Source organism: Colwellia sp. MB3u-41 (assembly GCF_014076845.1).
Taxonomy (GTDB): domain Bacteria; phylum Pseudomonadota; class Gammaproteobacteria; order Enterobacterales; family Alteromonadaceae; genus Colwellia_A.
This window is the reverse complement of sequence record NZ_JACGUT010000010.1, coordinates 53,334-66,543: the sequence shown is the minus strand read 5'-3', so window position 1 is coordinate 66,543 and position 13,210 is coordinate 53,334. Positions and strand designations below refer to the sequence as shown.

At 37.2% G+C, this 13,210-nt stretch carries 10 protein-coding genes; 7 read left to right on the top strand and 3 right to left on the bottom strand.

Annotated elements, in window-relative coordinates:
- Positions 1-192 precede the first annotated feature (192 nt).
- From H4J73_RS00620 to H4J73_RS00595, 6 genes are all read left to right on the top strand, one after another.
- The gene (locus H4J73_RS00620; RefSeq protein WP_182179048.1) at positions 193-777 is read left to right on the top strand and encodes an aminodeoxychorismate/anthranilate synthase component II; all 585 of its coding nucleotides are present in this window, start codon (positions 193-195) and stop codon (positions 775-777) included.
- Positions 778-910: 133 nt separating this feature from the next.
- Positions 911-2,056 (top strand): HDOD domain-containing protein, encoded by a 1,146-nt coding sequence (locus H4J73_RS00615; protein WP_182179046.1) that lies wholly within the window; start codon positions 911-913, stop codon positions 2,054-2,056.
- Positions 2,057-2,390: 334 nt separating this feature from the next.
- The gene (locus H4J73_RS00610; RefSeq protein WP_182179044.1) at positions 2,391-3,605 is read left to right on the top strand and encodes an aspartate aminotransferase family protein; all 1,215 of its coding nucleotides are present in this window, start codon (positions 2,391-2,393) and stop codon (positions 3,603-3,605) included.
- A 99-nt stretch (positions 3,606-3,704) separates the two neighbouring features.
- Positions 3,705-4,721: an arginine N-succinyltransferase gene (gene astA, locus H4J73_RS00605; RefSeq protein ID WP_182179042.1), complete on the top strand. Its 1,017-nt coding sequence runs from the start codon at positions 3,705-3,707 to the stop codon at positions 4,719-4,721.
- Positions 4,722-4,843: 122 nt separating this feature from the next.
- The gene (astD, locus tag H4J73_RS00600) at positions 4,844-6,313 is read left to right on the top strand and encodes a succinylglutamate-semialdehyde dehydrogenase (RefSeq protein WP_182179040.1); all 1,470 of its coding nucleotides are present in this window, start codon (positions 4,844-4,846) and stop codon (positions 6,311-6,313) included.
- Positions 6,314-6,510: 197 nt separating this feature from the next.
- Positions 6,511-7,329: a DUF1338 domain-containing protein gene (locus H4J73_RS00595; protein WP_182179038.1), complete on the top strand. Its 819-nt coding sequence runs from the start codon at positions 6,511-6,513 to the stop codon at positions 7,327-7,329.
- Positions 7,330-7,461: 132 nt separating this feature from the next.
- Here the strand turns inward: H4J73_RS00595 and H4J73_RS00590 are convergent, their stop codons facing one another.
- Together H4J73_RS00590 and H4J73_RS00585 are read right to left on the bottom strand one after the other, a co-directional pair.
- Entirely contained in the window at positions 7,462-7,785 is a 324-nt protein-coding gene (locus tag H4J73_RS00590) for a DUF3718 domain-containing protein (RefSeq protein WP_182223841.1), read from the bottom strand.
- Positions 7,786-8,075: 290 nt separating this feature from the next.
- Entirely contained in the window at positions 8,076-11,069 is a 2,994-nt protein-coding gene (locus H4J73_RS00585; protein ID WP_182179034.1) for a TonB-dependent receptor, read from the bottom strand.
- Positions 11,070-11,493: 424 nt separating this feature from the next.
- On the opposite strand from H4J73_RS00585, the gene H4J73_RS00580 reads away from it, so the two are divergent.
- Positions 11,494-11,847, top strand: coding sequence for a DUF3802 family protein (locus tag H4J73_RS00580; protein ID WP_182179032.1), 354 nt, complete (start codon positions 11,494-11,496; stop codon positions 11,845-11,847).
- Between the two features lie 23 nt (positions 11,848-11,870).
- Here the strand turns inward: H4J73_RS00580 and H4J73_RS00575 are convergent, their stop codons facing one another.
- Entirely contained in the window at positions 11,871-13,172 is a 1,302-nt protein-coding gene (locus tag H4J73_RS00575; RefSeq protein ID WP_310649634.1) for a sensor domain-containing diguanylate cyclase, read from the bottom strand.
- Positions 13,173-13,210 lie beyond the last annotated feature (38 nt).

The following is a 13,210-nucleotide window of genomic DNA, read 5'->3' as shown; positions in this document are numbered from 1 at the left end:
ATAGTCAAATGACCGTTTTCACCTCCAAAGTCTCAACAAATTCGTGTACATAGAGACAAAATATTCATTTAAATAGTATTAAAAAACCTGCAAAAACAAGCGTCAAGCGCTAAACCATAAATATATAATGAATTGTCTATGGCGAGCGATTAGAATAACCGCGTTTATAGCCTTCCTATTCAAGGGATTATTTTGTTATTAATGCTCGACAATTACGACTCTTTTACATTTAATTTAGTACATTATTTTCAAGCATTAGGACAAGAAGTCGTGGTTGCCCGTAATGACCAAATAACGTTAGCTGAAATTAAGGCATGGTCGCCTCAGTATATTGTTATTTCGCCAGGCCCCTGCTCACCCAACGAAGCAGGTTTATCATTAGATATTGTTAAACACTTTGCAGGGAAAGTACCTATCTTAGGCGTTTGTTTAGGGCACCAGTGTATTGCACAACATTATGGTGCAATCATTGATAAAGCACGTAAAGTGATGCATGGTAAGACAAGTAAAATAAAGCATGTCGAAAAGGGATTATTTCACCGATTAAATAATCCACTAACGGTGACTCGCTATCATTCATTAATTGTTAATAAAAACACTTTACCTGAATGTCTCGAAGTCACCGCTTGGAGCTGTGATGAAAATGGTGAAAATGATGAAATTATGGCTTTAATGCACAAAAAATTACCCATTGCTAGCGTACAATTCCATCCTGAGTCAATTTTAACTGAACAAGGGATGATGTTATTGGGCAACTTCCTCAGTCACTTTAAGTAAAATGTAAAATGTAAAATGTAAAATGTAAAATGTAAATAAGACGAGTAATCTCATCCGCTATCACACATACTTTTGACTATATTGCCGACAAAAGACATAACTTCAACTTTATTGGAAAACATTATTTACGCTCATGCAGATATTTGAAAACAACGACTTAGTCGCCCCAATATACCGAAGAGCGATGAGCTTAATGATCAGTAAAGAGTTTGCTGAACAACAAAGTGGCAAAGTTACTATTGCTAGCCAGCAAAATAGTGAACAATCTAATCGACGCCGAGAGTTACTTGCTGTTGAAGAAGAAGCCAAAAAGAATAAAATAATTCGAGCACATGGTGAAAGTTTTTTTACTGACCAAGTGATGTCAAAATTTTTTGCCCATGTCACAGCCGAAGTGAATAAGAAGTTTGATAACAAAGAAAACCTCTACAACAATATATTAAAAATTGAAGATGCCGCCCCCAATATCATGGAAATACTGTCCGTGCGTGCCGCTTCAATTAACCGCATCATTCCTTTAGCAAAGTCACTACCTTGGTTAGCTGATGAACTTATAAACTTAGTCAATAAGCCTCAATATCGTAAGCGTGCTAATGTGCAAGTATCTGACGCAAGCCTAGCGCTAAGTTACATTGGCTTAGACAACTTAAAATTAGTCATGCCCACCTTTATGCTTAAGCATTGGTTGCCCAACAGCACAGCTCCCTATTCCTTAATGAAAAGAAAACTTTGGAATGACAGTTTAGCTATCGCGATGTCTTCCTCTGTATTGGCCAAAAAAGAGGGGATGGATGAATTTACAGCTTTTGCTGCGGGCATGTTTAGTCATTTAGGTTTAATTGCTGTGTCTCGTTGCTTTCTGACAACCTATAGCGAATTACACACCGCTGAATTAAAAACAGCTTACGAAAATAAAGATAAAAAACTTCACGATACCTTAGTTAAATTTGATGCCTCTCCTGATTTATTACTTGAACAGCTCATTACGCGCAGCAGTAAAATATCGGCAGATTTAGTTGAATTAATGCGCCTTGACCGATTACGGATCACTGAAGCTACATTTGATCTTGCTTATACAGAAACACTTGAAAAAATGTGCCCTTTAGCGCAAATTGTTACCAAGGCAAAGGCTTATGTGGCATTTAGAAGCTTAGCTAAAGATGAGTTGATCAGTAATGACGAAGCTAAGCTACTCTTAACGTCAGTGCGTATTACGCCTCAAGAGATCAGTTTACTAAAGAAAAGTGACATTGATCACATAAAATTAAATTTTAAATAATTTTTGATTATTTATTAAAATTTCACCTATTGTTAATTAAGCACTTAGTCAGCTACCTAACGAGCAATTCCGTCAATAAGCTCTTTAAATTCTCTTTATATAGTTATGCATCTATACTGAATAAAACCCGACAAGCCCCAGTTTTAAAAGGCTTGCGGTCACTTGGAGCAAGACAATGCTTGTTTTCTCTGTCATACTTAATACCTAATTTCTAGCTTCATCCTTTTTTGTCTGCTGAAATATAAACTAATATAAGGTTTTTATGTGCTGAATTATTCAGCAGTAATGCCAATATGCACTGCACAGCAGTGTTTAATCACTTGAGGAGTAAACAATGACTAACCATTTTCCTGTAGGCCGTGAATTATTTGATGACGTTATGGTACCGAACTATGCACCATCAACGGTTGTCCCTGTACGTGGTAAAGGCTCTCGTGTATGGGATCAACAAGATCGTGAATTCATTGATTTTGCTGGCGGTATTGCTGTTAACTGTTTAGGCCATTGTCATCCTGCATTGGTTGGCGCATTAAAAGACCAAGCAGATAAAATTTGGCATTTATCAAATGTAATGACTAACGAACCTGCCTTACGTTTAGCTAAAAAAATCGTTGATAATACTTTTGCAAATAAGGTTTACTTTGCAAACTCAGGTGCTGAAGCAAACGAAGCCGCACTAAAATTGGCACGTCGTTGGGCTCTTGATGTTCATGGAGCAGGTAAAACACAAATAATTGCGTTTAAACAAGGTTTCCACGGTCGTACTTTCTTTACGGTTACTGTTGGTGGACAAGTTACTTACTCTGATGGATTCGGACCGAAGCCAGGCGATATTGATCACGTTGATTACAACGATCTTGAAGCACTTAAAGCCATTATGTCTGACAAAACGTGTGCCGTAATGATTGAACCATTACAAGGTGAAGGCGGCTTAGTTTCTCCTACTCAAGATTTTATTGAAGGTGTTCGTGCACTTTGTGATCAACATCACGCTTTACTTATTTTTGATGAAGTACAAACAGGTGTTGGCCGTACTGGTGATTTATATGCTTATATGGGCTTAAACGTTGTACCTGACATTTTAACCACAGCAAAAGCATTAGGTGGCGGTTTCCCTATCGGCGCAATGATAACAACAACTGAGATTGCTAAACACCTTAAAATAGGTACTCATGGCAGTACTTATGGCGGCAACCCTTTAGCCTGTGCTGTAGCTGAAGCTGCATTTGACACCGTTAATACACCAGAAGTTTTAAATGGTGTAAAAGAAAAAGCAAAAATCTATGTTGCTGGTCTAAATGCCATTAATGCTAAGCACAACGTTTTTAAAGAAATTCGTGGTAAAGGTTTATTAATTGGTGCTGTATTAACTGATGCATATCAAGGTAAAGCAAAAGACTTTTTAAACGCGGCATTGACAGAAGGTGTTATGACTTTAGTTGCTGGCGCAAGCATTATTCGTTTTGCTCCGTCTTTAGTTATCCCAGATGCTGATATTGTTGAAGGTTTAGCACGTTTTGAAAAAGCCGTTGCTAAATTAGCAATATAGTCATTGTTAATTTAATAAAACAATTACACCGTTGAAATTGTGATTATTCTCTAAGAGTAACCACAATTTCTTTTTCTTTATAAAAAATGAGATTTTTCTATGATTATTATACGCCCTATTCAAGCAAGCGATTATGACTCCTTGCATCGTATTGCGATAGAATCAGGACACGGTTTTACATCACTGCCGATCAACGAAGGCTTATTAAAGCAACGTATCGCTCACTCTGAAGTTTCTTTCAATAAAGAAGTGTCGTACCCATCTAGCGAAGGCTATTTGTTTGTAATGGAAGATACTGACACTGGTCAAGTTGTTGGAACCAGTGGTATTGAAGCAGCAGTAGGCTTAGAGGATGCTTTTTACCATTATCATTTAGGTAAAGTCGTTCATAACTCTCGTGAGCTAGGCATTTATAATACCGTAGAAACATTATCGCTGTGTAATGACTACACGGGTGCATCTGAAATATGTACATTGTTTTTAGGTGAAAGTCATCGTAAAAACAAAAATGGTCGTTTTTTGTCTCGTTGTCGTTTTTTGTTTATGGCTGAGCATCAAGAACGCTTTGCTGAAACAGTTATCGCTGAAATGCGTGGTATTTCAGACGAGGAAGGTCGTTCTCCTTTTTGGAATTGGTTAGAAGAACACTTCTTCTCAATGGACTTTCCTACTGCCGATTACCTAACCGGTATTGGTAAAAAAGTATTTATCGCTGAATTAATGCCAAAGCATCCTATTTATGTCAACTTATTAAGTAAAGATGCCCAAAAAGTTATTAACGAAGTTCATCCAAAAACCCTACCAGCACTGCGTTTATTAGAAGCTGAAGGTTTTGCACGTCGAGGTTATGTCGATATTTTTGATGGTGGTCCAACCGTTGAAGTACAAACAGCAAAAGTAAAAACCATACGTAACAGTGTAAAATATCAAGTGATTATTGGTGATACTGATGACACGGTTAACTTTATTATCTGTAACACGAAAGTGGCAGGTTTTAGAGCTGTTCAAGCGAAGGTATCGTTAAGAGCAACAGCAGAGCAAGTAGTGATCCCTGGTGATATCGCAGAAGCACTACAAGTAAATGAAGGTGATTTTGTACGCTTAGTACTTAATTAAACTAAACTTTAATCTTTTAAGCTGGGCTTGAATTTTGCTTAACAGATAGCAGTAAAGTAATCATGAGTTCATCATGGAGGGTTAAATCACATGATGACGTCGCAAAGTATAAGGACAGAAAAATGTCACAAGCAATACAATTAATTAATGGTCAATGGCAAGTAGGTTTAGGCCACGATGTTAGCTCGTTAAATCCCGCTAAAAACGAAGTTATTTGGCAGGGTCAATCTGCTTCTAAAGAACAAGTTGATACCGCGGTAAAAAGTGCTAGAACGGCATTTGAGTCTTGGGCAGAAATGAGCTTAGAGGCACGTATTGCTATTGCAGAAAAGTTTGCTGTTTTGTTAGGTGAAAACAAAGAAAATTTAGCAATTACAATTGCACAAGAGACAGGGAAACCCCTTTGGGAAACACGCACTGAAGTTGGCGCAATGATGGGTAAAATAGCCATTTCTGTTAAGGCTAACAATGAGCGTACCGGCACTGTTGAAAACCCAATGCCTGGTGCAAAAGCAATGATCCGTCATAAGCCACATGGTGTTGTCGCTATTTTTGGTCCTTATAATTTTCCCGGTCATTTACCTAATGGCCACATTGTTCCGGCTTTAATAGCGGGCAATACGGTTGTATTTAAACCAAGTGAATTAACGCCGAAAGTTGCTGAAGAAACGTTAAAACTTTGGCTACAAGCAGGTTTACCTAATGGCGTAATTAATCTTGTACAAGGTGAAGTCGAAACAGGTAAAGCGCTTGCTTCTCATCCACAAATTGATGGTTTGTTTTTCACGGGTAGTTCAAACACCGGTCACTTATTACATGAGCAATTTGGTGGTCAGCCAGGTAAAATATTAGCGTTAGAAATGGGTGGAAACAACCCATTAATCGTTAAAGACATTAGTGATGTAAAAGCGGTTGTACACGATATTATTCAATCAGCTTTTGTAACGACGGGTCAACGCTGTACTTGTTCAAGACGTTTATTCATTGAAACGGGTGAGCAAGGCGATGCAATTATAGCTAAGTTAATTGAAGCAACTCAAGCCATTAAGATTGGCTATTATGATGACGAAGAGCAGCCCTTTATCGGTTCTATGATTTCTGAGAAAGCTGCTTTAAGCTTGGTAGCTGCTCAGCAACAGTTACTTGATTTAGGCGCTAACTCATTAGTTGAGATGAAACATTTGGAAGCTGGGACTGGCTTTATTTCTCCGAGTATACTTGATGTAACCGCGATTAATGAAATGCCTGATGACGAACATTTTGGTCCGTTATTAAAAGTATACCGTTACACAGATTTTGACGCAGCGATCAATGAAGCAAACAATACTTCATTTGGTTTATCTGCTGGTTTGTTAAGTGACAGTGAAGATTTATACAATCACTTTTTCCGCAGAATACGTGCTGGCATCGTTAATTGGAACAAACCAATTACCGGCGCAAGCAGTGCTGCACCGTTTGGTGGTATCGGTGCTAGTGGTAATCACAGAGCTAGCGCATTCTATGCCGCTGATTATTGTGCATACCCAGTAGCTTCTGTTGAAGCGCCTAAAGTGTCATTACCTGCTACTTTAAGCCCTGGCTTAAGTATCTAGGTTAAGTTTTAGTATGCTCACTAATAACCCTATATTGAAAGCTGGGCTTCGTCCCAGCTTTTTTAAAAATATAGATCAAATCTAACGATTCATTTGAATAGTTAGCAGTAACCCGCATTCAAATTGATCTTCCAAAAATGAACGCTATTCTTTAACTATTCGTTAGTACCCCATTTAAATATACTAAGGATGTTCACATGACTAATGCTATATCAAACCAACACCAACAAGTTACCGACTTGTTTACTAATATCTGGCAGAATTATATTAAAGTTACCCCTTCAGCTCATAAGATTCATGAGTTACTAAGCTCGGGTACTGACTTAATAAACGATCATGTTGCTTACCGCACCTTTGATACCGCTAAAGTCAATTTAGATAAACTAGCGGCTATTTTGATCGACCTAGGTTATAAATATGCTGGTGAGTATGACTTTTCAAGCAAAAAATTAAATGCAAAACATTTTGAGCATAGCGATACTAGCTTGCCTAAAGTTTTCATTAGTGAATTGCGTGTAAAAGAATTTTCTGCTGAAGTTCAGGCTATTATAGAAAAAATGGTGAGTGCTATAGACGATGACATCATTGCTGATAGTCGCTTTTTGTACTCAGGTACGCATTGGCAAGTCAGTAAAGCAGAATATCAAACCTTGTTAGCAGAAAGTGAATATGCTGCATGGGTTGCGGCCTGGGGTTATCGTGCTAACCACTTTACTGTAAGCATAAATCACCTAACAAACTTTACAGATATCGAAGATGTAAATGCAGCAGTTAAAGCAGGCGGTTTTTTATTAAACACCACCGGCGGAGAAATTAAAGGTGATTCGACGGTTAAACTAGAGCAATCTTCAACAATGGCTGATAAAGCGCTTGTTAAATTTTCAGACGGTGAAGTAGAAATCCCTAGTTGTTTTTATGAGTTTGCTAAGCGCTACCCTCTAGAGAACGGGCAGTTATATTCTGGTTTTGTTGCTGCTTCTGCAGATAAAATATTCGAAAGTACTAACGCCAGTTAAATATTATTATATTTTATCTGTATTATAATATTTGCTAGATATAGCGAGCAGAAATCACAAAATCTGCTCGCTAAAAATATCACACTTGTGGCCACCTCGTAATACATCTTAATAATTCAACGTTCCTTTCTTTTAGTTAACGCTTGCTAAATCAGTAATTGAAACTGAAGTCTTTGTCCGATCTAACAGTTTCAGCATAGCTGCTGAATTTTTGCCGTTATGTTCAACAAAGCTTAATAAATTTTTTCCATTACATTCAATGTTATTCGCTACATATTTTGAAGAGTATCCGGAAGACTTTATCGATTTGTACATTGCGGCTCTATTACCTGTGGCTGCTGTTACACATAAATTCGTTGCAATACTATTATCTATAGCTGTTACTTTTGCAGCTTGTGCTGATATTGAAAAACCCAATGTGATGATTGTCGCTACTGCTATATTTTTATAGTTCATGTTAACTCTCCAAATTAATATTTATGACAACACAGGTTGCGTTGTCTTATTAATAGTGACGCTAAAATGAAAAAAAGTTGTATTAAACTAATGTTGATATGTAATAACGCGTGTTTAATCTATTTAATTATTTATTATGGAATTCAACTCAACTGAATGTTTCAACAATCAAATATAAATTGAAACTCAAAATAATATAATCATACAATTTTACATTCAAAAACAATTAGACATAAAAAAGCCCCGATAAACGAGGCTTTTTACTTTCTATCTAAGCAATAAAGTCGCTATTAAAAGCGTGCTTCAAATCCTACACGAACGTAACGAGGTGTCTGCCAAGTCGCATCAGCACCGTAATATTGGTTTTGATTACCAGGAGACGTTTCCCACAATTCATTCTGTGTAGTCGCTGTTTGAATATCAAACACGTTAAAGATATCAATTGATGCTTCCATATCTATACCGTTAATTTCAAACGCGTAGCTACTTGATAAATCAACTTTAAATGTCCAGCTAGTTTCGCCAGCTGCACCACGAGGTAAACGATTAATTACATCATCTGCTTCGTCATCAGTACCGTTAGTATCAGTAGTGTAGAATGTATCACCGTAACCACCGAATAAATCAGGGTTGTCAGATGGGTAACTCTTACCAAATGCTGATAATGGACGACCACTTGCTAATGTACTGTTCCAACCAACTATCCAGTCATCAGTAATGCTGTAGCTACCGTATAACTTGAATACGTGGCGACGATCGTTAGCTTGATTACCATTTGCACCATCCATTAAGGCTGGGAAATCGAAATCTTGTGTAATACCTGCATCGGCTTGACCGATATCAGACTTAACAGCACCTTCGAAGTTACCGTAGCTGTGTGACCAGCTATAGCTAAGTGTCATGCTTAATGAATCAGTATTGTATTTAACAATAGTTTCTAAAGCGTAGTACTCGTTTTTAGCTTCAGGAAGCATAATTTGCGAATCATTAGAATGTGTAGTTAATGAACCTGCATCAGGAGAACCATCAAATAAATCACGATCAACAGTTAAATCGCCGTTACCATTGTAGTAGAAACCATCTTTGTACCATGAAGAATCTTCTCCTGGGTTAAGTAATACACAGTAAGGCCAAGAGAAAGCACCACAGTAATCATCAAGCGCTGTATCAACAGTACGGTAAGTACCTTTCACGGCTAAAGTGAATTCTTCATTTAACATTGTTTCATAACCAAGAATATACTCGATTTTTGAAAACGGGTCAGCTTCTTGTGCTTGGAATATATCTTTTTCTGGAATTGTAGCAACAGAACCAACTGTTTGAGAGTTAGCAATTGTACCACTTACTGGAGCAGCACCTTCTGGAGCACCATCAGCACCAGGCTGAGAGAATGTGTAATGCGTAGTCGTATCACTTACACCTGATGCAGCACGGTATACTGTGTTATTCGCAACGGGTAAGTAATATTGACCTAGAGTACCATAAAATTTGCTTTCTCCGTCACCTGTTGGATCCCAGCTGAAGCCCAAACGTGGAGCAACATCTGTTTCGAAAGACGTTAACAATTTACCTGTTGTACCCCAGTTTTCAAATTCATCAATACGTAAACCAAGGTTTAGTACTAAATTATCTGTAACCTGCCATTTGTCTTCAATGTAATAAGCTGTGATTTCAGAGTTAAAGCTACCACCACCATCAAAAATACGGTCAGAAACGATATCTTGTTCAGCGCCAGTGTTGTTAGTGTATAAAACACCGTTATCACCTTGAATATTAGCACCCGCTTCTAACGTATAGTAAGTATAGCTGTGACCAGTAATAGGGCGGTTTATACGTGAAGAATCACGTTCTTGGTATTCGTAACCAGCAGTGACTGTATGGTCGCCCAAGATATATTCAATATCTAATGCAAATTGAGTGTTTTCATCATTGTTTGCGCCAAATGAGCCACCAGGTCCACAAGAAACTGCAGTTGGATTATCACGAGAATCAGTTACTGAAGGACAAAGAAGATTATCAGGTGTGTTTTCATATTCTGTTTCGATACGACCAGCCATTGCAGTAACGATTAAATCATCTGTAATGTAACCTGTGTAGCTAAGACTATGCGTATCGCCACCACGTTTCTGTAAGAAACCACCAGAACGAGCGCCAAGTACGCTATTTTCAAGATCATATGCGTAAATATCTAGAGTAGTATCACTACGGTTTGAATACCCAAAGTAACTTAAACGATGATCTTCACTAATATCCCAATCAATTGTAGCGCCCCAAAAGATGTTGTCGCCACCTGAAGCATCGCGTGTGCTCCATTCGTCATCTGGAGTCGTACGACCACCACCAGAAGTTACAGCACTTGAAACGTCACGTGGGTTAACTAAAGCATAGAAGAATAATTTATCTTCAATGATTGGTCCGCCAACTGAGAATGTAAAGTCTGTTGTGTCAAATTCATCATTTGAAGCATCACGGTATACTTTGCCTACGCCGCCATCGCCACGAGACATTTGCGATTCAGATCTTAATGAATCAGGGGTAAATGAAGCTGTTGCTCCAAATTCCCAGTTGTTCGTACCGCTTTTAGCAGTCGCGTTTATTGCGCCACCTGTAGCACGACCATATTTAGCTGAGTAACCACCTGTTTTAACTTGGAATTCTTTATAAAATTCAAACGGTAATTCACCACAACCTAAGCCTTGACGAGTATTAGTCACCTCCATGCCGTTAATGTAACAAACGTTTTCTGCAACAGATGCACCACCAAAAGAGGCGGTGTTACCAAAGGCAGAATCACCTTGTACAACACCCGGAGCTAATAAAGCAACAGCAGTGATGTTACGTGCAATAGGCATACGGTCAATTTCAATTTCACCAACAACTAAACCAGCATCTGAAGAAGATACATCGATAGTAGCAATTGAAGAACCAACAACTTGAATAACTTCAGTATCGTCAGTTGCGGCAACATCGAAGTTTGTAACCGTGTTTCTACCTAAAGATGCACGAGCATCATCTTCAGCAATAACTACACCGTTTTGCATAACAGTAATTTTGTAATTACCAGAAGGCATTTTTGCTAAACGGTAACTACCGTCTTCATCGATACTTACTGTACGTTGTGTACCTGTATCAACGTTAACTGCTTTGACAGTAACGCCAGCTGTTGATGAGCCATTAATACGACCAACTAAATCATCTGCTGAAGCTGAGGTCATACCTAAAACGGTTGTTACAGCGATAGCTGCAATCGAGCGTTTAAATGTTTTTGAAATATTATTTCTCATAGTGTTTCTCTCTGGGCCTATAAATTTATTATTTTATGTTTATATTTTATAATTATTTTATGTTTATATTTTATATTTTATATTTGCATGCTAGAACAAATTGTTACAATAGATAACAATATCTTTCAATTCTGCCTGAATATAGAAATAATACAACCCCTATTACATAAATGATTCTGAACTTATACTAAAAACATTAACCAACTGTTTTTTATGGGATAAATAGAACAATAGCGATTTTATCATCTTGTATGTATCGTTTTATTGGCATGATAAGAATATTTTATCTTGGTGATTTTAATAAAGCCAGTCTGTTTTTGTTAAGTGGGAACTATAATAAATTCATATAAAGAGAGCTTGATAGTCTTGATTAAACGCCTGTATAAAGGGTATGGTATATCTTCATTTCTTAAGGTGTTTTTCAATGGTTACAGATACTGAAGGTTACATTCATATTATTGAATACTTAACAGAGCACTTAAGTTTGTTCGAGAACTCACCGTCATCCTCCTCTGGTTCTGACACCGTTATGGCTGTTATTGAGCAAGAATTAAGTGAGCAAATTATAAGTATTTGTAGTCAGAATCAAGCTTTGTCCTTTAATCAGCGTAACACGGTTATTCGAGAAGTTGACGCCATTGTTTATGATCTTGAAGAGATACTATCTGGTGTTGTAAACAACGCAGTAACCAATGAACAAAAAACATTTATTAAAGAGTTCTCTCTACTTATTAAAAACTTATTTGATACCGAAATTCATACTCAGTTTTTGTCTTAACCTTGTACGGTGGTCAATATTACTCACAAGCAAAACACCTGATCACGACCGTTGTCTTTCGCTTGATATAATGCTTTATCAGCACGAGTAAAAAAGTCGTCAAAGGTGTCATCTTCAAATGTTATACAAGTAACGCCAATGCTTACTGTTATTTTAATTGCTTGCTGCCATTGACCATTTATGGTCAAATTCCTTTGATTAAGTCGAATTCGCTCAGCAACAACTTTTGCTGACTGTAAGGTGGTTTCAGGCAGTAAGATTGAAAATTCTTCCCCCCCCATTCGCGCTAGAATATCTTCTTGTCGAACACAGGGTAATAAACATTGCGCCACTAAAATTAAGACTTTGTCTCCTACAGGATGTCCATAATTATCATTAATACTTTTGAAATGATCAATATCAATTGAAATTAAAGATAAAATACGTAAGTGTCTTTTAGCACGATGGAACTCTCGTTCAGCATGCTTTATAAAGTAGCGACGGTTATAAAGCTCAGTCAATGAATCGGTGTTCGCTTGTTTTTTAAATTGTTCCTTTAAAGTAAACAACTCACTTACATCTGTAGAAAAACCAATTAAAGCCGGTAATTCTCCTTGCTGTTGATAAGGTATTTTTGTACTAATATAGTGGAGTAAATTACCTTGCTCGTCTTCTGATGTCTCTTCTATTGTTAGCTTAATACCAGTATCAAATACTTTTTGGTCTGAGTGATAAAAATGTTCAGCGACATCAAATGGCAACACTTCTATGTCTTTTTTACCGATCATATTTTCTGGTGTTGTGCCAAATAATTCAGCTACTTTGCTATTTACATATTTGAATGTCCTCTCATTGTCTTTCATATAAATATAAGCATCTACATTATCAAGTACCGTGTGAAGTAACTTTTCCTGTGATTTAACTATTTTTTGTAGTTTTTTTTCTTCTGTAATATCTGTCGAAATACCACACATACCAATCACGTTATTATTATCATCAAACAGTGGCTTTTTAACGGTTTGATATATCCGTGTTTCCTTTAATGACCTGATAAAGTTTTTTTCTTCGCTCTTAACCGTAATCGCTTCTTTCATTACCTTCTGGTCATTTTCTCTGAGTTGTTGAGATAACGCTAAATCAAAAAAATGGGTATCATCAAAGCCAACAATTTCTGCGGTGGTCACATTCAATAGATCAAGTACCGCTTGATTCACGTAGGTGTAATGACCATTTAAATCTTTGGTATAAATACACGCCCCAACATTCGTCAATACTTCAGCTAACATTTTAACTTTTAGTAATAAATTATTATAGGATAGCACTGTTGATTGTTGTTCTTTACTCACTGATAAACCTTAAATATAAAAATATTATAGAAAGTCTA